Origin of the sequence: Companilactobacillus halodurans, assembly GCF_009600995.1 — a bacterium.
Lineage (GTDB): Bacteria > Bacillota > Bacilli > Lactobacillales > Lactobacillaceae > Companilactobacillus > Companilactobacillus halodurans.
The window spans coordinates 1-23,086 of record NZ_VDFO01000037.1 but is presented as its reverse complement, the minus strand read 5'-3'; the positions used below and the strand labels follow the sequence as shown (position 1 = coordinate 23,086).

At 37.4% G+C, this 23,086-nt stretch carries 22 protein-coding genes; 17 read left to right on the top strand and 5 right to left on the bottom strand.

Annotated elements, in window-relative coordinates; genetic code table 11:
• Positions 1–89: 89 nt before the first annotated feature.
• Genes FHL05_RS09665 through FHL05_RS09660 form a run of 3 tightly spaced genes read left to right on the top strand, consistent with a single transcriptional unit; the run spans position 90 to position 3,495 of the window.
• A complete protein-coding gene (locus FHL05_RS09665; RefSeq protein WP_153384703.1) occupies positions 90–1,463 on the top strand; it encodes a DUF2252 domain-containing protein in 1,374 nt (457 codons plus the stop codon).
• Between the two features lie 29 nt (positions 1,464–1,492).
• Positions 1,493–1,942: a hypothetical protein gene (locus FHL05_RS12605; protein ID WP_238706889.1), complete on the top strand. Its 450-nt coding sequence runs from the start codon at positions 1,493–1,495 to the stop codon at positions 1,940–1,942.
• Positions 1,900–3,495 carry a polyphosphate kinase gene (locus FHL05_RS09660; protein ID WP_238706888.1) on the top strand — a complete coding sequence of 532 codons (1,596 nt, stop codon included), beginning with the start codon at positions 1,900–1,902 and terminating at the stop codon, positions 3,493–3,495. The genes FHL05_RS12605 and FHL05_RS09660 overlap by 43 nt, the downstream gene beginning before the upstream one ends.
• Before the next feature lie 256 nt (positions 3,496–3,751).
• On the opposite strand, the gene FHL05_RS09655 is transcribed toward FHL05_RS09660, so the two are convergent.
• Complete coding sequence (locus tag FHL05_RS09655) at positions 3,752–4,657, bottom strand: proline-specific peptidase family protein (protein WP_153522555.1); 906 nt, start codon at positions 4,655–4,657, stop codon at positions 3,752–3,754.
• A 182-nt stretch (positions 4,658–4,839) separates the two neighbouring features.
• On the opposite strand from FHL05_RS09655, the gene FHL05_RS09650 reads away from it, so the two are divergent.
• The 10 genes from FHL05_RS09650 to FHL05_RS09605 all read left to right on the top strand — a co-directional run bounded on the left by FHL05_RS09650 (position 4,840) and on the right by FHL05_RS09605 (position 14,990).
• Positions 4,840–6,204: an LPXTG cell wall anchor domain-containing protein gene (locus FHL05_RS09650; protein ID WP_153384706.1), complete on the top strand. Its 1,365-nt coding sequence runs from the start codon at positions 4,840–4,842 to the stop codon at positions 6,202–6,204.
• Positions 6,205–6,301: 97 nt separating this feature from the next.
• Positions 6,302–7,066, top strand: a complete 765-nt coding sequence (locus tag FHL05_RS09645; protein WP_192917938.1) for a threonine/serine exporter family protein — start codon at positions 6,302–6,304, stop codon at positions 7,064–7,066.
• A 3-nt stretch (positions 7,067–7,069) separates the two neighbouring features.
• Positions 7,070–7,540, top strand: coding sequence for a threonine/serine exporter family protein (locus FHL05_RS09640; protein WP_337692521.1), 471 nt, complete (start codon positions 7,070–7,072; stop codon positions 7,538–7,540).
• A 98-nt stretch (positions 7,541–7,638) separates the two neighbouring features.
• Complete coding sequence (locus FHL05_RS09635; RefSeq protein WP_153384708.1) at positions 7,639–9,540, top strand: heavy metal translocating P-type ATPase; 1,902 nt, start codon at positions 7,639–7,641, stop codon at positions 9,538–9,540.
• Between the two features lie 83 nt (positions 9,541–9,623).
• Positions 9,624–9,854: a heavy-metal-associated domain-containing protein gene (locus tag FHL05_RS09630; protein WP_153384709.1), complete on the top strand. Its 231-nt coding sequence runs from the start codon at positions 9,624–9,626 to the stop codon at positions 9,852–9,854.
• Positions 9,854–10,414 (top strand): ferritin-like domain-containing protein, encoded by a 561-nt coding sequence (locus tag FHL05_RS09625; protein WP_153384710.1) that lies wholly within the window; start codon positions 9,854–9,856, stop codon positions 10,412–10,414. The genes FHL05_RS09630 and FHL05_RS09625 overlap by 1 nt, the downstream gene beginning before the upstream one ends.
• A 13-nt stretch (positions 10,415–10,427) precedes the next feature.
• On the top strand, positions 10,428–11,114 hold the full coding sequence (locus FHL05_RS09620) for a Crp/Fnr family transcriptional regulator (protein WP_153384711.1): 687 nt from the start codon (positions 10,428–10,430) through the stop codon (positions 11,112–11,114).
• A gap of 139 nt (positions 11,115–11,253) precedes the next feature.
• Positions 11,254–12,021, top strand: coding sequence for a formate/nitrite transporter family protein (locus FHL05_RS09615; RefSeq protein WP_153522553.1), 768 nt, complete (start codon positions 11,254–11,256; stop codon positions 12,019–12,021).
• 124 nt (positions 12,022–12,145) lie between these two features.
• Positions 12,146–14,464 carry an RNA polymerase recycling motor HelD gene (gene helD / locus FHL05_RS09610; protein WP_153384713.1) on the top strand — a complete coding sequence of 773 codons (2,319 nt, stop codon included), beginning with the start codon at positions 12,146–12,148 and terminating at the stop codon, positions 14,462–14,464.
• A gap of 367 nt (positions 14,465–14,831) precedes the next feature.
• Positions 14,832–14,990 (top strand): hypothetical protein, encoded by a 159-nt coding sequence (locus tag FHL05_RS09605; protein ID WP_153384714.1) that lies wholly within the window; start codon positions 14,832–14,834, stop codon positions 14,988–14,990.
• Here FHL05_RS09605 and FHL05_RS09600 read toward each other — a convergent pair.
• Both FHL05_RS09600 and FHL05_RS09595 read right to left on the bottom strand, forming a co-directional pair.
• Positions 14,979–15,614 carry a GPP34 family phosphoprotein gene (locus tag FHL05_RS09600; protein WP_153384715.1) on the bottom strand — a complete coding sequence of 212 codons (636 nt, stop codon included), beginning with the start codon at positions 15,612–15,614 and terminating at the stop codon, positions 14,979–14,981. The two genes, FHL05_RS09605 and FHL05_RS09600, sit on opposite strands and share 12 nt — an antisense overlap.
• Positions 15,615–15,625: 11 nt before the next feature.
• Entirely contained in the window at positions 15,626–16,207 is a 582-nt protein-coding gene (locus tag FHL05_RS09595) for an SGNH/GDSL hydrolase family protein (protein WP_153384716.1), read from the bottom strand.
• Positions 16,208–16,300: 93 nt separating this feature from the next.
• Between FHL05_RS09595 and coaA the strand changes: the two genes are divergently transcribed.
• Positions 16,301–17,227: a type I pantothenate kinase gene (gene coaA, locus FHL05_RS09590; RefSeq protein ID WP_153522551.1), complete on the top strand. Its 927-nt coding sequence runs from the start codon at positions 16,301–16,303 to the stop codon at positions 17,225–17,227.
• A 57-nt stretch (positions 17,228–17,284) separates the two neighbouring features.
• Complete coding sequence (guaA, locus tag FHL05_RS09585) at positions 17,285–18,850, top strand: glutamine-hydrolyzing GMP synthase (RefSeq protein WP_153384718.1); 1,566 nt, start codon at positions 17,285–17,287, stop codon at positions 18,848–18,850.
• Positions 18,851–19,125: 275 nt separating this feature from the next.
• Here the strand turns inward: guaA and FHL05_RS09580 are convergent, their stop codons facing one another.
• Positions 19,126–20,016, bottom strand: a complete 891-nt coding sequence (locus FHL05_RS09580; protein WP_153384719.1) for a LysR family transcriptional regulator — start codon at positions 20,014–20,016, stop codon at positions 19,126–19,128.
• A 114-nt stretch (positions 20,017–20,130) separates the two neighbouring features.
• Between FHL05_RS09580 and FHL05_RS09575 the strand changes: the two genes are divergently transcribed.
• Positions 20,131–21,384 carry an FAD-dependent oxidoreductase gene (locus FHL05_RS09575; RefSeq protein WP_162000275.1) on the top strand — a complete coding sequence of 418 codons (1,254 nt, stop codon included), beginning with the start codon at positions 20,131–20,133 and terminating at the stop codon, positions 21,382–21,384.
• A gap of 26 nt (positions 21,385–21,410) precedes the next feature.
• On the opposite strand, the gene FHL05_RS09570 is transcribed toward FHL05_RS09575, so the two are convergent.
• On the bottom strand, positions 21,411–21,665 hold the full coding sequence (locus FHL05_RS09570; protein WP_153384721.1) for a TetR/AcrR family transcriptional regulator: 255 nt from the start codon (positions 21,663–21,665) through the stop codon (positions 21,411–21,413).
• Positions 21,666–21,976: 311 nt separating this feature from the next.
• Between FHL05_RS09570 and FHL05_RS09565 the strand changes: the two genes are divergently transcribed.
• The gene (locus FHL05_RS09565; protein ID WP_153522549.1) at positions 21,977–22,960 is read left to right on the top strand and encodes an aldo/keto reductase; all 984 of its coding nucleotides are present in this window, start codon (positions 21,977–21,979) and stop codon (positions 22,958–22,960) included.
• Positions 22,961–23,086: the final 126 nt, after the last annotated feature.

The following is a 23,086-nucleotide window of genomic DNA, read 5'->3' as shown; positions in this document are numbered from 1 at the left end:
TGGATATAGTAAACTTTAATTAAAAAAGTTGGCCCAAGCAACGGTTATCTAAGATAGCTATTGTATAATAAATTCGAGGAGATGAGGGCATGAGCCGTACACCATATACTTTTCAAGATACAGATGCTTTTAAGAGTACTGAACAATTAATTATTAGAGGACGTTTCTTTGCGACAACGGTTTCTGATAAATTTGATCAATTTGAACCAAAGAAGAGAAATATTCACAAGATTTTAAACATCAAGAACAAATTGCTAGTTCCAGAATTATTAGCAGTTAAACGTGAAAGGATGTCGAAGTCGCTTTTTGCATTCTTTAGGGGAACAGTCGATGTAATGCATTACGATTTATCAAGAAACGAAAACAGTGGAATCAAAGTATTGGTCGGTGGAGATGCCCATCTCGGTAATTTTGGTTTTTATGGATCATCTGAAGGACAATTATTGTTTGATATGAATGATTTTGATGAAGCACATTTAGGTCACTGGGAATATGATTTGAAGCGCCTTTTAGTCAGTGCCTTAATTGTTGCCAGATCACATGGCTTCGAAGAATCTGATGTGCAGGAGTTTTTATTGACAGTCGTAGAGACTTATTTTGATACTCTCAAGCACATGACAAAGATTTCGGAGATGAAACGTTTTATTTTGCCAAACACGCTTCAAAATATTACGGAGATATTTGGTAACTTAAAGGATAACGAAGAATATTTTCAAGAGTCCTTTAATCATATGATTGCTAAAAGCATAAAAAAAGCACAACGTAGCAATTCTAAGTTAGTTATTGAAAAATATACCGAATTAACAGCTTCTGGACAACGTCGTTTCGTTGAAAATAAGCCGGTAACTCAACATATCAGTGAAAAAGATTATAAGAGTGTCGTTGGAGGATACAAAAAGTATAAGAAAGCACAGCGAAGTGATGTTAGATTATTCTTGGAAGACTTTGACATTATCGATATTGTTCGTCACAGCGTTGGGGTTGGTAGCGTCGGAACGCTATGCTACTTGATTTTGTTGCAGGATTTAGATAGTAACTATTTAGTCCTTCAAGCCAAACAAGCATTGCCAATCTACAATGATGACAAATTGTATTCTGATGAGAAGGTCAGTCAGGGTCAAAATATTGTTAACAGTCAATTGATTTTACAAAGTGCCTCCGATCCATTCTTAGGAGCTTTTGATACTGATAAATATAGTTTCTATATGCGCCAATTTAAAGATATGAAATCATCGATTAATCTGGACAAGCTGGATTTTGAATCATTTGAAGATTACACCAAAGTCTGCGTAATTTTACTTGCCAGAGCGCATTCACACTCACCGAACTATCCATTGATCATTGGATTTGGCGAAGAATATGCTGACATCGCAAACTCTTTGATGAATTTCACAAACAGCTATGTAAAACAGGTCGAATATGATTTTGAATCATTTAAAAAAGAACAGAGGGATAAAAGTTAAATTTTTAGGAATGAAGGGTTAAATAATATATGAAAGATAAATATTATAATAGGGATTTAAGTTGGATATTATTTGATAATCGGGTCATCGATCAAGCCGCTGATCCAAACGTTCCTTTTTTAGAAAAACTAAAGTTTTTAGCGATTGCATCCAATAACTTGGATGAGTTTTTTCGCGTTAGAATGCATAACGTTCATAGTTTAGTTAAGAACCATGAAGATGATAAGAGATCAGGATTATCCGGGGAGAAGGTTCTGGATTTAGCTTATAAATTTAATAGCGAAAATATTGTTAGACAATACGATTTATTTTATAAATTGATGGAAGAAGCTAGAGATAATGACCTCTTTGAATTAATGCGCTATAAAGAATTATCGGATTCGGAAAAAAATACGTCAAAAAATTCTTTAATAAGAAAATCCTTCCAAGAATCGATATGCAAAGATTCTCAAAAGGATATAAGTTCAGACGAAATTTGAATTTATTGATGGAAACGCCGCATCACGTTTATACTTCGCCAATTCCTCAGGACTTGGACCGTTTAGTAGAAACAGGTGTAAAAAATCATTACATTCTGATTGAAGATGTTATCAGACACGTTGCCGCAAATTTGATTAGGAAATATAAGATTTCCAAATTTTATGTTTTCCGTGTCACATATGACAAGAACAAGCCGTATGATTTTTTGAATAAGAACATGTCAGACGACGATTATTTGAATAAGATGATTAATTATGTTGATACTAGGGACTTGCGCAAAATCACTCGCGTTGAATTTGCCGATAACGGCGATAAAAAAGGTCGCGATTACTTTGCTGACTTGTTTGATATCAACAAAAAGAGCGTTTATAAAATTCCAGGTCCAGTGGACCTTAAGTTCTTAACTAGCTTTCGGAAAACTTACAAGAGTAATCAGGATTTAGTTTTCCCACCGTTTAAAGCTTTAGCTTGGAATGAATCCAAGAATATTTTGAAGTATTTGGATAGGTCGCCAATTTTTGTGCAATATCCATACGATTCTTTCAGCGTTTTTATCGATTATCTGGAAGCTGCTGTAAATGATCCCAAAACAACTAAAATCTGTATTACTATTTATCGAACGGAAGAAAATTCCGACTTGTTGCGTCTATTAAAAGAGGCTGCAGGTAAAGGTATCAGCGTCACAGCTGTGGTTGAATTACGTGCTAGATTCGATGAGGTACACAATATCGAGGTGGCCAAAGTTTTGAAAGCTGCGGGCGTTAAAGTTTTGTTTGGTGACAAAGTAAATAAGGTACACTCCAAGATTTGCTTAGTCTTGCATGGTGATGGCAAGGGTTACGTCCAAATTGGTACAGGTAATTACAATGCGATTACCGCCAAAGGTTTTTCGGATGTTAGTTACTTTACCAGCAATCAAACTTACATTGATGATGCTGTTAAATTCTTCGACTATTTAGTCACTCATAAAGAAGCTGACTACGATTTGTTGGTCACTTCACCAGATGGCATCAAAGAAATGGTCATTAAAAATATTGAACGAGCAACTGCTGCTTATGTTCGTGATGGACAAGGAAGCGTCTTTATGAAAGTTAATGGGTTGACTGATATTGATATCATCGACGCCATTTATAAAGCTGCACGCCACGGTTTGCCATTTAGGCTGATAGTACGTGGTGCTTGTTCTTTGAAGTTAGGCGTCTGTGGACCAAGGGAAGACATTCGAGTTAAAAGTATCGTTGGTCAATTGTTGGAACACAGCCGGATTTTTAAATTCCAATATGGGAAAGATCATACTGACGTTTGGATTTCTTCAGCCGATATGATGACAAGAAACTTGGAACGTCGAGTGGAAATTGCTGTACCGGTTGTGGAGGATAAACCTAAACAACAGTTGATTAAGATTGTTAAGCTGTTTTCTAAGGATGATGTTAATTCTTATCATTTGTTGGAAAGTGGACGTTATGCTAAGGAAACTGATGAACATAGTATTTCGGCACAACAGACTTGGCTTAGCCGTCTTAAGTGGAGAAAGTATATTAAGACTAATTAGGTTTTTTATGTAGTTAAAAAGAGGAAAAACTCTGGATTTGAGTTTTTCCTCTTTTTTTGTGTTTTGTAACCATACCTTTTAGTTAAATAAGCGTTGTTTCTTCTTATATAACCATGCTTTCTGGCTATATAGTGGAAACGAGCTACGCAGGACAGACACCGAGGATTAAGCCTATTTCCCAAATCACCCGCAAAGTGCGCGGGCAATTCGTGAAATTGTCTTAATCCGCGGTGTCTAAGCGGTCCTGCTTCGCTCTCTAATCGGCGAAGCTGCCCGCCTCTACGTCTTTAATAAATTGTTCCAAATGATTAAAGTAAACTGGTGCATTATCGATCATGTGGTGGTGGCCTCCGTTTGGTGTTGTTACCAATCTTGCATGTGGAATTTCCTTTTGCATGATTTTGGCTGTTTCAATTGGCATTGTTTCGTGTTCACCAAATGTAAGTAGTGTAGGAACTTTGATTTCCTTGAGGTGTTTTCTGAAGTGCCAGTCTTTTAATTTTCCGGTGATAACGAATTCGTTGTTTCCTTGGAATGTGTTATAAACGGGTACTGACATTGTATCAATCAAGTGTCTGATTGCTGTTGGTTGTTTGCGGTCTACGTATTCAGCGTTCAATACGTCAACATAGCTTTGGTATGTAGGGTCATCTAAGTCGTTTTCGGCTTCTTTTTGTTCCATATACTTAACTTTGTCTGGACCTAAGGCATCCATTCGGCATTGGTTGATGTGTTTTACATAGTCGTCAATTTCGTCAACCATACTTGAAATGATAGCACCCTTTAAGTGTTGGCCATATTTAGCAGCGTACATTTGAACTAATGCGCCACCCCATGATTGGCCGATTAGATAAAAGTTATCTAAGCCGAGCTTTTGTCTAACTTCTTCAACTTCTTCTATGAAGTAGTCGTATGTTAGGTATTTTTCGGCGATTTTTGGATCGCTGTAATCTGGTTGATCGGAGTACCATGAGCCTAATTGGTCGTACATTGTTACTTGTACGCCAAGGTCAGCTAGTTTTTCACCGAAGTTTTCCCAGTATTCGTGGTTTCCACCAGGTCCACCGTGAAGACATAGTAATTTGATGTCACCGTGGCCTTGTGTGTTAGTCCACAAATGATAGCCATTGTCTAAAGTTAGGATCGTTGTTCCTTGTTTCATAAAAAAGTCACCTTCCTGCGCATGATATCTATAAGTATATATCTATCGGATTAGGTATTTCAAATAATCTATAATATAATTTAGATTTTTCTAATTTGAGACAAATAGTCGCAACCTTATCTTTAAGAGCAAAGGGTAGATATGATAAAATTGGTATATATGTTAAGAGGGGCGATAAGATTATGAAAAAGTTTTTTATTAGTCTGTTGTCTGTGGGGATATTTTTAGGGATTTTTGGTGAGGTTGGAACAAATGTGTCAGGTTCGCCCAATTTACTTGAAGAAACCGTTCAAGCAGAAGCAAATAATGACAAAAAAACGATTAATTATGAAGTAGATAAAGAAAATTCTAACGAAAAATCAGAAGTGGATCCATATTTTACGAAGAGTGCAGAGATTTACACATGCAACGATGGAACTTACAGATTGGTTTTGACAGTGGAAGTTTCGCAATTGACTGATTTGGAAGTAAGCAAGATTGATAATCAAACACCTGAAGAATCAGAAAGTTATAACAAAGATGGTAAAGAATATTTAGATATCAGTTTTAAAACTAATAGCTTGTCACAATTAAATGACGACGTGACAGCAGTGGTCAAAACAAAATTGTTAAGCATCGATATGAATCAACAAACAGTCGATTTTAAATTCGATACCAGTACAATGGACAGTCAGGAAACAACTAATCCATTTACCGATAGCATGGACTCAATCACGGAATCAGAAGATAAGAAAACAACTGATACCGAGACTGAGCCTGAAGAAAATAAGCCAGATACTAATAACAATCAAGACGTTGTAAATAATGATGATACTGAGACTAATTCTAATGAAGAAAATGAAGATTCAGATATTATCCAAACGCCACAAGAGAAGACGGATAGTGCTTCTAACAATGAAACTGCCGACACGAAACCTGCAACGCAGCCTAAAACTGTTTTGAAGGAATTGACTTATAAGGTAGCCAAAAATAATGGCGATGGCTCATTGATTGCCTCGTTTTTTACTAATACAGCCAAATTGATTAAGAATCCTGATGGGACTTATTCGGTTGAAACAACGATTAAATATCCTAAGGAATTTGGTAGTAAGGCCTTTCAAATTAATTATATTAATAAGCAAAAGCCAATCAATTTAAGTTTTACAAATGATGAAGATAATAATTATTTGAAGTTTGATTTTCCATTAAACAGTTTAGATGATTTGGGCAATCCGATTGCCGGCAATATTTCCATCAACGTGCCAGCTTTTAATTTGCACAAGACAGTAGATTTTGATTTAGTTTTTGATAGTCTAAATCAAAATGATATTTCTAATCTGATGCACCAAAGCGGCGTCAACGATACTTCAAATATTGCTGCCAATTTAGGTGGCCTCAACAAAATCGGTCAAAGTAAGTCTGATAAAAGTAATTCAGCTAACAAGACGACAAATTCTAAAATTTTGCCTGAGACTGGCGATGAGGTCGATCATTTATTGATGCTAATTGGTGGCACTATCTTGGCATTATGGATTATCCTATTAAAAGGAACTTATTTGAAACGCTAATTAAAGTTCGCACAATGCTGCGGGCTTTTTTTCTGCAAGAAAATGTGTTAATACTTATCTATTATGTATGAAAAATCTACCATTTGGAGGAACCATTATGGGGGCTATCACGGAAGCAGATATTGTCACTCTCTGTGGTCAAGTGGGTACGATTCTACTAGAAAACGGTGCGGAGACTGCTAGAGTCGAGAACACGGTTGAATATGTGGGGCGAGCTGTTGATTTACCAGTAGTCTGTCATGCCACTATGACAGGTATTTTTGTCAGTTCAGAAAGAAGTGCTACGACAAGAATTTTTAAAGTTCGAGTTGGAGATTTCAACTTGCAAAAAGTAGATGAGATCAATACTTTATCCAGACAATTTTCGAACCACGAAATCACCTTTGATGAAATAAAAAAAGAAATAGTACGGGTTCAAAATGAAACCTTAGACTTCTCTTGGATAACTAAATGTATCGGGGCAGGATTAGTTTCGATGCCACCAATGCTTTTGTTTAAAGCAACTTGGGGCGACCTTGGTTGGGCCTTTTTTGTTGGAATTTTAGGCTATTTGATGTCGCAAGTTATTTCGAGGCACTCAAAGATTCCTTATATCCCCGTTGCGATGGGAAGTTTGGTCATCAGCGTTTTGGCTAATGTTTTAGGATTCGTTGGAATGGCGCATGATGCTAATTACATTATTATCAGTGCTCTTATGCCATTAGTTCCTGGCGTGCCGATGACTAACTCCTTGCGAGAAATTATTGAACGGAACACCATTTCTGGCTTAGTTCGGGCCACCGATGCGATTGTTTCCGGAATTTCAATTGGAAGCGGCGTGATTATTGGACAAATCGTAATTCAAGCCATATTAGGGGGTTAAATAATGATGGAAATAGTTTATGGGTTCATCTTCGGATTTTTGTCGAGTGTCGGTTTTGGCATCATCACCAATAATCCTAGACGAACGCTAGTCCCAGCAGGATTGGTCGGAGCCTTAGCGTGGATAGTTTATATCGTTATCACCTGGTTTACCGATAGCTTGATTATGCCCAATGTTTTGGGAGCAATTGTTATTGGTATATTAGGCAATTTATGCGCTATCTTAGTCCGTTCGCCGGTCAATATTATTTACGTTCCTTGCCTAGTATCTTTAGTTCCCGGGGCCATTATTTACGACAGCATGAAAAATTTTACCCTTGGAAAAGATATGCTGGCAGCAAGCGGCTTTATCAAAGCCTTAACAGTGGGAATGTCTTTAGCAGTAGGCTTCATCATTGCTGAAGCAATCTCAAATAAAATTTATCCAAGTTTAAAAAGATATATCAATAAGAAAAGTGATCAAAAACAATTTTAGTTTTTGGTCACTTTTTTTCAAAACTTGATATGCATCAAGTTCTTAAACTCTATTACCCCTTAGAATATGTCTTGTAAGTTAAGAGAGAGGTAAATGAGATGACAAAATTAAATATCTGGATTTCAAAACATCAAAATAAAATGACAGTCTCAATTGCCATTTTGATTGCACTTAGTTTGATTTCAAGTTTCCTATTGAAATTTGAAATTGCCGCAACGATCTTTATGATTCTTGCAAGTATTATCGGAGCAATTCCGATTGCTCTACACGCCTTCAGTGCCTTGCAAAATAAAGTTATCAGTATTGAATTGTTGGTAACCATTGCAGTCATTGGTGCCTTTATTATTGGAGAATATGAAGAGTCGGCTGTTGTTACCTTCTTGTTCCTCTTTGGTAATTATTTGGAACAAAAAACTTTGGAGAAGACTCGTTCTTCAGTTAAGAGTTTGACGAAGATGGCTCCAACTACCGCCGAGTTAGTCAATGAAGATGGTACAACTGAAACAGTCGATGTCGATGACTTGGACGAGGGCGACCACGTCATGGTTAAACCGGGCGGTCAAATTCCTGTCGATGGAAAAATCATCGATGGTACCGGTTATATGAATGAAGCCTCAATTACAGGTGAGTCAACACCAGTTAAAAAAGCTCAAGGCGATAAAGTTTTCGCCGGGTCAATCACTGATAATGGAACTATCACGATTGAAACGACTTCAGTTGGTGAAGATACGACTTTTGGTAAAATCATCGAATTGGTCGAAGAAGCTCAAGATAGCCAATCGCCTGCTGCTAGATTTATTGATAAATTTGCGACCTACTACACACCTGCTGTTTTAGTCATTGGTGCTTTAGTTTGGGCCTTCACACAAAATTTCCCACTCGCAATAACTGTTCTAGTTTTGGGATGCCCTGGTGCTTTAGTCATCGGAGCCCCAGTTTCAAACGTTGCCGGAATTGGTAACGGAGCTAAAAATGGTATTTTGATGAAAGGTGGCAATGCCGTTAACAGCTTTGCCAAAGTCGATACCCTAGTCCTTGATAAAACTGGTACTTTAACAACTGGCAAAATGTCAGTTACTGATTATGAAGACTTCGGCAAAAGTAAAAACCTTGATTTAGCCTTGCTTGCTGGGGTTGAAAGAACTTCTGATCACCCATTGGGTCAAGCTATCGTGAAGTATGTTGACGATTTAGGCGTCACCGATACACCAGAACTGCCTGAACTGAATACTGTTAAAGGCCAAGGATTAGTTGGCAAGAACGCTGACTTCAGTATTTTAGTTGGAAATTCTCGCTTGATGAAAGCAAATAACGTTAAGATTTCAAAATCACAAAATAAAGCTATCGAAGATAAGATGAATCAAGGAGATTCAGTAGTCTTAATGGCTGTTAATCAAGAACTTCGTCTCGTCGTTGGCGTCAATGACCAATTAAGACCTGATGCTAGAGTTGGTCTCCAAGCACTAAAAGATGCTGGTATGAAACGAATCGTCATGTTGACTGGTGATAACAAAGTAGCTGCAGCACGAGTTGCTCAAAGATTGCCAATCGATGAAGTTCATGCTGAATTGCTTCCTGAAGATAAGGTTGAATTTGTGAAGAAATTTAAGAAACAAGGCAGTACCGTAGCTTTTGTTGGTGATGGAATCAATGATAGTCCTTCACTTGCAACAGCTGATATCGGAATTGGTATGGGTAGCGGAACTGACGTTGCTATTGAAACTTCCGATATTATCTTAGTTAAATCAAGTTTTGAAGCCTTAGCACACGCTTATGTCTTAGCTAAGAAGACAGTCGCTAATACTAAAGAAAATATCATCATTGCTGTGGGAACAGTTGCTCTACTACTATTAGGTTTAATCGTTGGTATTATTCACATGGGCAGCGGGATGTTCGTTCATGAAGTAAGTATCTTAGTAGTTATCTTCAATGCAATGAGATTAATTAGAAATAAATCTGTAAAACTTGATTCAAATCAAGTTATTAGTGCCACAGACTAATTAGAATAGTATTTGTAAGTTAGTTGAGCAAGTAATCGTTTGACTACTTGTTGAGATTTTTAAAATAAATGGAGGAATCAATTATGGCAAAAGCAATTTTACAATTAGGTGAATTAACATGCCCATCATGTTTAACAAAGATTCAAAAGGGTGTTGAAAACCAAGATGGCGTTTCAAATGTCAAGGTTCTCTTCAATGCTGGTAAGGTCAGAGCTGACTTTGATGAATCAAAGACTTCAGCTGACAAGCTATCAGATGTAATTACTGACTTAGGATATGAAGTTAAAAAGGTAAAGGTTAAGGAGAGTAAATAATGACTGAACAAACAATCGACGAAAAATTTGCCGCTGAACAAAAGCAGGCTGATGCTGATCACCACAAGCCTACTGCTGGCGCAATGACAGGTCACATCGTTTCAAATCATTTCTTATTAAATATCAAGTTGCACCAAATCAAGTGGTTCGTTAAAGGTGCTAACGCTGAAAACTACAAGCGTGTTTTGAATCAAACAATTGACGCAAATAATGCTTGGTATGATAAGATTGCTGATGAATTATTGGATGAGGGTGAATTACCTCCTTCAACTATGAAAGAATATTCAGAATATTCTATGATTGAAGAAGACGGCAAGAACAAGTACTTAGATGCCTCTGATATGCTCCAAACTGTGGTCGATGACTTCAGTACTGACAATATGTTTGTCACACGCGCTATCAAATTGGCCGAAAATGAGGATCGTCCTTTCATGGCTCAAGTATTAGTTCAATTGTTAGGCTTTAACAATCACCAAATCAGAATCTATCAAGCACTTCTTGGCAAATCTGCTAAAGAGGGCTTTGATGACGAAGATGATGATGAGGATTTTGATGACTAAGGAGAGATAGTTAATGGCAAAACTTGCGCATGACCATACAGCTGAAGATTGTGTTGAATTGGTAACGATTTTTCAAAATTTATCTAAAAAAGATAAAGATACGATTGCAACTTTGGTGACACACCATCACTACAAGAGCGGCGAATATCTTTTCTCAGCTGGGGATGCTTCCGATTCTTTGATAATCGTAGCTCACGGTCAAGCCAAGGTTTTCCAGATGTCGGCCAATGGGAAAGAACAAATGTTGCGGATTCTCCAAACTGGGGATTTTGATGGTGAAGCCGCCTTGTTCTCCAATACCGACCATAACAGCTTCGCTCAAACCTTGATGGACACTGATGTTTGTCAGATTTCACGAAGCGATTTCCAAAAGTTAATGCAAGAAACACCTGAAATGGCAGTGAATATGGTCAATGCATTGGGACGCAGAATTGCTCAACTCGAGCAACAGACAACAGAAGTTACCACCGCAAGCGTTGAGAGCCGCTTGGCTAACTATTTGTTGGAAACTAGTGCTGGACTAGATGAGGAAATATTCACCTTGCCATTGAAGAAAAAAGACATTGCCACGTATTTAGGCACTACCCCTGAAACAATTAGTCGTAAACTGACTTCGTTAGCGAAGCAGGGTATGATTGAAAAAATTAGTAATAACAAATTTAAAATCTTAGACACTGATCGATTGATGATGATCGATTAAAAAATAACGCCGCTTATAAAAAAGTGGCGTTATTTTTATGTAAACACGTTATCCGAATGATTAACTGATATTATATTGAAACGTTCGCAAATAGATGATATTGTATTTTCATTAAATGATGAGTCTAGGGGAATAAAATATGTTTACTCCAGAAGAAATTCTGCAAAAAAGTATTACAGCTGGCGTCAATAAACTTAAAAAGACGCTTTTGGCTAAGATGATTCTCGGATTCATCGGTGGGGCGATGATTTCAATCGGCTTTTTGGCTTATGTCAGAGTGACAGCTTCAATTCCGAACAATTTGGCTAGTGTCAAAGCTTTAGTCGGCGGAGCTGTTTTCCCAATCGGCTTGATTATTATTTTGCTAGCTGGTGGAGAATTGGCAACGGGGAACATGATGGCAGTTGGGACTTCGATTTTTGCTAAAAAAGCTAGTCTAGTCGATTATTTGAAGAACTTGTTAGTGATTACCTTTTTCAATTTCGTTGGTGCCGTCTTTGTAGCTTATTTTTTCGGTCATGTAGTTGGATTAACGCATGTTGGGCCATTTCAAGAGAGCGTGATTGCTGTTGCCAAAGCTAAAACCAGCGCCACTTTTCTATCAGCTTTTGTTTCAGGAATTGGCTGTAATTGGTTAGTGGGAATCGCCGTTTGGTTAGCGTTAGGAGCTAAAGATGCAGCGGGCAAAATTATGGGTATCTGGTTTCCTATCATGATTTTCGTGACTGTCGGTTTTCAGCACAGTATTGCTAATTGTTTCATCATTCCAGCAGCTATTTTTGAAGACGGCAGTACTTGGGGCTTGTTCTTCCAGAATTTTGTACCGGTTTACTTAGGCAACATTATCGGGGGAATAATTTTTGTGGCTGGTTTCTACTATTATAGTTATGCAAGCAAAAATAAATAATTATAATATTTTATACATCAATGGAGGAATATCTATTGATGTATTTTTATTATCAAAGCGTGTCTTTTTTGAAATCAGTAGTTAATAATGGTAACATTATATAACTTTAATTTAAGAGGTTATTATGACAGATAAATCTAAGGTTAATGAACTAGACGAAAAAAAGATTGAACAAGCACATTTAGATGATGTGGTTGATAAGATTAAGAAGTCTGAAAATCAACTTAAAGAACATATGGATGTTGCTGAAGAAGATTTAAAAGTTATCAATAATGCTTTTGATGACATTCACTTAGGAATGGATGGAGATTCCATTTCGATGGATGCGGCTTTGTCGATTCATCAACAACAACAAATGCTCGATGAAAGAAATAACAGTTGGCAACAATCGAAGCAACGATTAGGCATTCTCAAAAAATTGGAGAAGACGCCGTTCTTTGCTCGTTTGGACTTCCAGGAAAAAGGTGAACCTAAGAAAGAGACCGTTTATATCGGTTTGAGTTCCTTCACTGATAAAAACGATCATTTCTTAGTCTACGATTGGCGTGCACCGATTTCTTCAATTTATTACGACGGAAAATTAGGCGAAGTGCAATATCAAGCTCCTGATGGCTTACAATCAGTTAACTTGTTTTTGAAACGTCAATTCTTAGTCGATAATGGAAAAATCAAGGCTTACTTTGATACACAAGAAACTATCGGTGACCAAATGTTGCTAGAAGTGCTCGATGGGAAATCTTCTACGCACATGAAAGGTATCGTTAAGACGATTCAAAGTGAACAAAACAAGATTATTCGTGATACCAAGTCGAAGCTCCTCTTCGTTCAAGGGGCTGCTGGATCTGGTAAAACGTCAGCTATCTTGCAACGAATCGCATATTTGCTTTATCGATACCGTGGGACATTGACATCTAGCCAAGTGGTCATGTTCTCGCCTAATTCGCTGTTTAACGATTATATCAAAAACGTCCTACCCGAGATGGGTGAACAGAATATGGTTCAGATGACCTACAAACAATTTCTCGCTCGTCGTTTGCCAAACTTGGCAGTTGAGAGTTTGTCCGAACAATTCGAGAAGGTCGTCGATACTGAGCATAAAAATATTGGGAAATTTGTCGCAGATATAGGATTTTTCAAGACGCTGACAAATTATAGCAAGCTGTTGAATCAAAGCGGGATGGCTTTCAAGGATATTAAATTCCAAGGCAAAGTCTTTATCGCTAAGGAAAAGATTCAAGAAATTTATTACAGCTATGGTCCACAATATAATCTAGGCAACAGATTGGATGCAACGGTAGACCGCTTAATCAAGATGCTGCATCGTAAGATTGGTGCCGAGATGCGTTCTAATTGGGTTTCCGAACGAATCGAAAACTTGAGCAAGGAGCAACTGCAAGCACTTTACGTTACCGCTGATCAAGAATTTAAAAATGGCGATGAAGAGAAGAAATTCTTAGCACGTAAGATTGTTACGGCCATGCTGCAAGGCGTTTACCGCAATATCAAGCACTTGAGATTCTTAAACGTTGCTACTAATTATTTGAACTTTTTGAAGGCTGTTCCTCAAATTGTCGATATGAGTAAATATGGTATTACGACTGAACAATGGGATGAATATGTTGCAGGATTCATCAAAGATTTCAACAACAAACAAATTTCCATGAATAATCTGACGCCATATCTTTACTTGTATGATTTAGTTACTGGTAAGCATGGTGAATTGGATATGAAGTTCGTTTTCATTGATGAAATTCAAGATTACACACCATTCCAACTAGCTTATATGAAATATAAATTCCCTCGAGCACGTTATACGATGCTAGGCGATTTGAATCAGTCCATCTTTACGAAGAAAAATAGTCAAACCTTGCTTTCAGAAGCACAGAGTTTGTTTGAAGCTGACGAAACTAGAGTCGTTCAATTAGTTCACTCATATCGTTCAACAAAACAAATTACGGACTTTACCAAAGCTATTTTGACAAATGGACAAAAAATCGAACCATTCAACCGCAATGGCGATTTGCCAAATCTGTTAATGGCACAAACAGAAGCCGAATCGATTCAACAAGTAGTCGGTCAAGTTAAAGAAAATGATCAACGCAAATACACGACGGCGATTATTGCCAAAACTTTAGATGATGCGACTGACTTGCATCAAAAACTAGCAGAAGCCGGAGTTAAGTCGACCTTAATCCGTTCAGAAAATCAACGATTAGCAGCAGGAACAATCGTCTTACCATCATTTTTAGCTAAAGGACTTGAGTTTGACGCTGTTATTATGTGGGATGCATCAAAAGATAAGTTCGATGAAGACGAGCAACAATTAGTTTACACAATTGCTTCTCGTGCCATGCACAAGTTGACGATTACTTCGATTGGCGAGCTATCGCAATTATTGCAAAGAGTTCCCGAAAAGTATTATGAAGTGGAACAAAGTGTCTAGATAATAGAGTCAGTAATTATCTAAAACTCTTTTTGAACTTTTATTGGTGTAATATATCGTCCTCCATAGCAAAGCAAATTTGGCTGGAACGATGTGGGCACGACTTTAAGCCTTTGCCAGGTTCAGGCAAAGTCTTAAAGCTCGGCCTTATTCTAAGCAATAAATTGCTAAGAATAATTTCACATCTGAGCCAATTTGCTTTGCTATTCCGGACTGGATAGTGGTTTTATTTTTAATACTAAAAACAAAAAGCCTTCATTTAGATATAGTCAATAAACTATTATCTAAATGAAGGCTTTTATTGATTTGAGATTATTTTAAATAAAAAATAAATGACGTTATCCAGTCGGGAGTGGCAGCTTTGTGGATGCTCAGTACTGAAATTTCACTTAGCGATTTATCGCTTAGTGAAAGACCAAGCTTTAAGACGATTCCTGGTTTTGGAATTGGCTTAAAGTTGCGTCCAGTACGTTCCAGCATCCACAAAGCAGAACGGACGACGGCATTCTTGAACCTAACTCAATAATGATAATGTGACTCGGTTTAAACGCTTCGACAATTCGAACAACTTCTCATAAGTTGCATCTTCACGATAAACTTCGATTTTATCTTTGAGCTGTTTTTGTTCGTATTGCGAGAAATAAAGCTTCAAGTCATGATTTCCGTATAGAGTAGCCAAAAGGGCGAAAGACTCTGGCGGAATTTTCTTGGAATTTAAGATTTCTTTTCTTAAATCAGTGACTAATTCTCGTTTCACGTTCCGATTAGGTAAGTAATTGTTAGTCTTGAAGACTAGTCCGGTCACAGCTTTAGTGACATCGACCTTATCAACGAGTGAATCCCCAATTTCATTGTAAATGATACGAGTGATTTTTTCATTGGTGGCCATGGCACGTAAAACGTGGATAATACTTTTGCCTTGATTCTTGTTGATGATCTGGAAGAATTCGTTCAAATACTGCTTGTCATCGGGCAAGACCTTGTTAATGATGACACTGTTGTCTGTTAAATCGATAATATCATTCAGCGCTAAGTCGAAAAATGAGCTTTCAGCCAAATAAGCGCGACGTCTGGTATTCTTAAAAATACGAATACTACCTTTTTCGTTACACGATAAAATAAAATATTTTTGAGGAATATTTAAATCCATAAAGTGCTCCTTCAATTCGACACTAGTGTAGTTTTTCTTGCTAGCGTGGCTTTAATTTCTGGTATTAACTCGTCTTCTAAGAGATTATATCCTTGCTTAGTAAAGTGCAAACCGTCCGCCTGTAGCAACTCTTTAAGATTATCACAGTTAGCCATATCGTGTAGCAAGTCGACATACGAAATGTCTAGTTGTTTGCTAAGATGTTCCGTGACTAACTCAAATTGCAATTGGCGTGTCCAAGGTCTGGTTGGATCTTTTAACCAATCAATGTAAGGAGGGGAAAGCAAAATAACCCGCTTTTCTCCTAAACTAGTGATTATGTTAGTTAAGTTGGCAGAAAATTTACCAGGTTTGATTTCATCATCTATCGAAATATCATTGGTACCAAATCCCAAAACAACGATGGTTGGATTGAGCTTTTTAATACGGTCAACTTGTGTCATAGCATTATTGGTCTTGAAATCCGGAAACGCCATGTTGATGACGTCATAGTCAGGAAAGTCTTTTTTAATCCGCTTGGTTAAATAATTCTTAGCCTTGCCACTAGAAAAGCCAGTCATGATTGAATCCCCAAATAATACTATTTTTTCCATATATTATTTCCTTTTTACAAAAAGTTCTATACTATACTAGAATACCAGAAAATAAATAAAAGTTAATTACTATATTAGGTAGGTTTTAACAATATGCAAAGTTTAGCTAACTATGATGAATTTACTAGAAAGCAATGGGAAAACTTCCATGGTGAATATACCAAGCAAGCCATCACCGACGGAGAATTGCGTAAAATCAAGTCTTTGGACGATGAGATATCCATTGACGACGTGCGTTCTATCTATGCGCCAATTCGACATCTACTTCACATTTATCTTAAAAATTATCGCAAATTGACTAAATTGAAGAATGAATTTTTAAGTACTAAGAATCGTAAAACACCTTTTATCATTGGGGTTTCTGGTTCGGTTGCGGTTGGTAAGAGTACGACAGCTAGGTTGTTGAAAATTATGTTGGAAAGAGCATATCCACAATATAAAGTTTCACAAATGACGACTGATGGCTTTTTGTATCCCAGTAAAATTTTAAAAGAGCGTAATTTAATGGGTAAGAAAGGTTTTCCAGAAACTTATGACATGAATAAATTGTTGAAGTTTTTGGGGGATGTCAAAACTCGCGGTGGAAAAATCAAGTATCCACTTTACTCGCACAATATTTATGACATTATTCCAGGAAGATATGAAGAACTAGACAATCCTGACATTTTGATTGTCGAGGGAATCAATGTTTTGCAGCTGCCTCAAAATGAGCACATCTATGTCAGCGACTTCTTTGATTTTTCAATTTATATTGATGCCGAGGTCAAAGATATTGAGGAATGGTTCTTGAATCGCTTTGAAACGCTATTAGATTTGGCTAGAAACGATCCTAACAGTTATTACTACCAATTCACCCAGATGCCTGAAAAAGAGGCAATGGCAATGGCTAGAAACGTTTGGCAGACTATCAACTATCCAAACTTGCGTGATTACATCAGGCCGACTCGCAACCGAGCCAACCTTATTTTGCATAAATCTGAGGACCATCAAATAAATAAAATTTACTTGAGAAAATATTAAGCGTATACAATATATGACATGGAACAAAATTTCGTATACAATAGAGGAAATAAAAAAATGGGGGAAATTGATTTGAGCAAGCAATGGCCAGATGCCGATAGCATCATTGTTCTAGATTACGGTAGTCAATACAATCAATTGATTACACGTCGTATCAGAGATATTGGTATCTACTCTGAATTATTACCAAATACTATTACTGCTGAAGAAGTTAAAGAAATCAATCCTAAAGGTATTATCCTTTCTGGTGGACCAATGAGTGTCTACGATGAAGGTGCCTTTTCAATCGACCAAGACATTTACAAGCTAGGAATTCCTATCTTGGGTATTTGTTATGGTATGCAATTGATGGCTTATAACCTTGGCGGTAAAGTCGAATCAGCTAATAACCGTGAATATGGTCGTGCTGATATCGAAATTACGAAAAAGAATTCTGCATTATTCGAAGACTTACCTGAAAAGCAATACGTTTGGATGAGTCACGGTGACCTCGTTAAAGAAGCTCCAACAGGCTTTGAAGTCGTTGCTACAAGTAAGAATGCACCTATCTCATCAATCGCTGACGACAAGCGCAAGATGTACGGTGTACAATTCCATACTGAAGTTAGAAATACTGAATATGGAATGGATATCTTGAAGAACTTTGCTTTTGATATCTGTGGTGCCCAAGCCAACTGGTCAATGGATGATTTCATTGATCAACAAATTCAAAAGATTCGTGATACTGTCGGTGACAAGAAGGTTCTTCTTGGACTATCAGGTGGTGTTGACTCTTCTGTTGTTGGTGTCTTGCTTCATAAAGCCATTGGAACACAATTGACAAGTATCTTCGTTGACCACGGTCTACTACGTAAGAACGAAGCTGATCAAGTTATGGATAGCTTGGCAGGCAAGTTTGGTTTAAACATCATCAAAGTTGACGCTAAGGATAGATTCCTCAGCAAACTTGCTGGTGTGACTGACCCTGAAAAGAAACGTAAGATTATTGGTAACGAATTTATCCAAGTGTTCAACGATGAAGCTCAAAAGCTTAAGGGCATTGATTTCTTAGCTCAAGGAACACTTTATACAGACGTTATCGAAAGTGGTACAAGTACTGCTCAAACAATTAAGTCTCACCATAACGTTGGTGGACTTCCTAAGGACATGCACTTCAAGTTGATTGAACCATTACGTACTTTGTTCAAGGATGAGACACGTCAATTAGGTGAAAAACTTGGCATTCCTCACGAATTAGTATGGCGTCAACCATTCCCAGGACCAGGTCTTGGAATTCGTGTAATCGGTGAAGTAACCGATGAAAAACTAAAAATCGTTCGTGACAGTGATTGGGTCCTACGTGACGAAATCGCAAAGAATGGACTAGACGAAAAAATTTGGCAATACTTCACAGTCTTGCCAGGTATTCGTTCAGTTGGTGTCATGGGTGATGGCAGAACTTACGATTATACAATCGGAATTCGTGCCGTTACATCTATCGACGGAATGACAGCCGACTTCGCAAAGATTCCATGGGATGTATTACAAAAAATCTCAGTTAGAATCGTAAACGAAGTAGACCACGTCAACCGCGTAGTCTATGATATTACCTCTAAGCCGCCCGCAACTATTGAGTGGGAATAATGAACATTATGTTAATTAGAAATGGAAAGACGATATATCAACGTTTCGACTACGATGATTCGACTTCAAAAGTACTAAAATAACATGATTATTTGCCACAGAAGATGAAAGCACTCAGTAAAACTGGGTGCTTTTTTTTAGCAATTAATTTAAAATTCAAGAACGAAAATCAAAATATTTGTAAGCTCTATATAAATTAATCTTAACTGATGGGAATTCCCGATTCCTTTATTATGTAATAATGACAGAAATAAAATGTGGGGGGAAAATGGTGGTTACAATCTATCGTTTAAGAAGGTTTGAAAAAGATAACTAACTTGTCGATATTCCGATTGTAAATTGATAATCATATAGATATTGCGGTTAATTTTTGGCGTGATGGGGATGGCTGCAATATCTTTGGTTTTACTATTTTTAAAAACTTCTAATGAAATGAAGCCCTTGGCAATATTTGCTTTAGCTAATTGACAGACAACATCTACTTGAGAATTTGCACCGACCTTATTAATGCTGACATTGTTCTTTTTAAGCTCATTATGAACTGCTTTGTATAATCCCGACCGATAGCTAGGTAATAAAATATTCTGATTTGCTAATTGGGTTAAAGAAATAGTGGAGTTGATACTTAAGGGATCTCGCTTGTTTAAAATCAGGCAAAGTGGACTAGAAGAGATTAAAGATTCTTTGACTTGTTGGGAATTAAATAGTTGATGATTGTCTTTAGTAACAAAAATAATGTCTAGTTTGTTCCGACTAAATTGCTTAATTAAATTTTCTGAGACATCAATTGTAAATTCAATTTTAATTTCTGGGTATAATTTTCGGAATTCATTAATTAGATATTGAATCTTGGTATATCCAAAAGTTCCTAAAACCCCAATCCTAATAAATGTCGCTTGTTCATTTTTAAAAGTATTTTTAATCGTTTTCAGTTGTTCAAACTCTTTTTCAACACGAATTGCCTGGTTGAAGAATTCATGTCCGGCGTATGTAATGGTTAATGGGCGGCCTTTATGTCGCAAAAACAGTTTAAAGCCCAGTTCTTTTTCTAATTTGGTGACTTGTTCAGATAAAGATGGTTGAGAGAGGTAAAGGTTTCTTGCCGCTTCTGTAAAATTATGAGATTTTGCTACTTCCAGTGCATACTTAATTTGTTTAATATCCATGATAGGAATCTCCTATAATATATATTTAAACTATATATTTTACTTATATAGTATGGCTACTACAATAAAATGTAAATGATCATAATAATTCAGAAATATGCGGGAGGTAATCCGATGAAGAGAAATCTTAATTATGATGTAGTAATAGTAGGCGGGGGCGCTGCTGGGATTAGCGCCGCACTGGCGGCTTCAAAAATTAATCAAAAAGTATTATTAATTGAACGAGATCCCTCTTTTGGTGGTGCAGGAGTAAATTCACAAGTTGCTTCCTATTGTGGCTTTTATACCAGGGGACAAAAACCGGATCTTGTTGCTGGCGGAATTGGTAAGTTAGTCTTAGATAAGATGAAAGAGGCTGGGATCAATACCACAGCTGTTCCATCAAAATCAACGGGTAACGTTTCCATTAAATTTGATCCGGAAAAAATGAAAATAATTTTTGACGATCTACTGAGTAAGTCGAATGCTGATTTCTTATTACATGCTTCTGTTATTGGAGCAAGAGTTGAAGAAGGCAAGATCAGTACTGTGATCTGTTCCGATGATGATGGATTATTTACTGTTCATGGTAAAGAGTTTATCGATGCTAGTGGTAACGGTAACTTACTTCATGCGGCCGGACTGAAAACTAATTGGGGCGATAAAGATGGGAATGCACAACAGGCCTCCTTATCATTTAGAATTGATAATCTTCCTCAGCACGCTATTGGCATGGCGGATATAGAACAGGCTGTCAGAAAGGGTAAGAAAGCTGGAATTAAGCATTTGACTCAAGAAAGAGGCGTATTTCTTAAAGAGCCTGAAGCCAGTTACGCATTTTTAGCGGCGCCGAGCATTAAGATTGATAGTCTCGATAGCAAAAATATGACTAAGTACGAAATGAAGCTACGAAAACAAGTTCAAGCTTACTTTAAAGTGATTAAGAAATATATTGCAGGTTGTGAAAATGCTATTTTAACTTTTTCGGGACCAAAAATTGGTATTAGAGAAGCACGTAGGATGATAGGCGAGGTCGAATTAAAAAACGAAGATATTCTCAATGCGACGAAGCGGTCTGATAGCATTGGGAGAGCTGCCTGGAGTTTAGAGCTTCACCATGTTAATAATCAACTGGAATATGTTTGTATCCCTGATAATGAATATGCCAGCATTCCGTTAGGCTGCTTAAAAGCAAAGGGAATAGAAAATTTGTGGGGTGCAGGCCGGCTGATTTCAGCGGATCATTTGGCACAAGCCTCGATCAGAGTAATGGGAACAGGCTTTATTACTGGTCAAGCTGCTGGTGTAGCGGCGGCATTAGCAATTAATGGACGAACGAGTGTTGAAGAAGTTAGAAAAGAACTAGTGGCACAGGGGGCGTTACTGTAGAGGCATATGTTCAGGAGGAACATTCACTATATAAGGTAGGCTTTTACTGGTTCGATATAGGTTTTATTGAAAAGTAGAACCTCATCAAGAATTTCATTTAAGACGTCAGTCAAATTGTCATAATGCAGGTAAAAAGTTGAACGGGTGATCCTAGCTTCGCGACAAAATTCGGCAACGTTGATTTGATTGTATGATTTTTGCTCAATCAACTTCAAAAAAGCATCTTTGATAGCGCTGATTATGAAAATAGTCCTGCGGTCAGTTTTTCGTTCATTTTTCATAAAAGTCCTCCACACATTTTAAAATCAAAAAATTAAGGACACTTTTGCGGAAGCGTTCTTAATTTTTTGATTTATTTCAGGTATTTTTTAAATGAGTAAAAGACACTGTGTATTGAATTGCACAACATGTCACTTAATTATTTAAAGGAGGAAGCACAATGAATCAACCAATAACATCCGCCAAGAAGTTGATAGACGATATCGATCAAGTCTTAGACGATGTTCGTGGGGAATTAAATGGCTGATTTAACTGGTGCTTGAGAAACGGTAATGCTAATATTAAATTGATTATATAATTTGGAGGGACTACCATGAAATATCGCAGATTCGGGAAAACTAACTTTGACGTTAGTGAAGTATCGCTAGGTACTTGGCAACTAGGCTCTAAATGGGGTGACCCTTTCAGTGAGAAGGATGCTCAAGCTACTTTGGAAGAAGCTTTCGACCAAGGTGTCAACTTCTTCGATACGGCTGATGTCTATCAAGATGGCGAAAGTCAACGTGCTATTGCTAAATTCTTGAAAGGTAAAGAGGACAAAGTCTTCATTTCGACTAAAATCGGTCGGAGAATGGATCCTCATGTTGTCAGTGGCTACACTGAAGCAAACATCATCAAATATGTCGACGACTGTTTGAAAAATCTTGATGTTGACGCACTAGACAACGTCTTGCTTCACTGTCCACCAACACCAGTTTTCTATAATCCAGAACCATTTTTCGCTTTGGACAAGTTGAAAAAAGAAGGTAAAATCAAGAATTACGGTGTTTCAGTCGAGAAAATCGAAGAGGGAATGAAGGCTCTCGACTACGACATTTCATCAGTCGAGATTATTTACAATATGTTCCGCCTTCGTCCAGCTGAAAACTTCTTCAAGATGGCTAAAGAACATGACGTCGGCATTATCGCCCGTGTCCCATTAGCTAGCGGTTTGTTGACAGGCAAATATAACCTGAACACGACATTTGGTCAAAATGATCACCGAACAACTAATCGTCACGGGGAAGAATTCGATGCTGGGGAAACCTTCTCAGGCGTCGATTATGCCACTGGAGTTAAAGCAGCGGACGAATTGAAACAACGATTAGGTGCCGGGGACAAATTGGCGGCTATGGCATTACGTTATATCTTGATGTCAGATGCTGTCAGCACAGTTATCCCAGGTGCATCAAAACCTGAGCAGATCGAACGTAACGTTGTAGCTGCCGACTATCCGGCCTTCACTCATGAACAAATGGGTATCGTTGAAGATGTTTACGATAAGTACATTAAGAACCCAGTTCATTACAAATGGTAAAAAAAGAGGCTGTTCGTCAAATTAAGTTGATGGCAGTTTACATAAGCAGTTAGATCATAATTGGTCTAGCTGTTTTTTATTTGGCTGACGAGCTTGCTCGGAGCCAAAAAATTTGAAGATTGATAC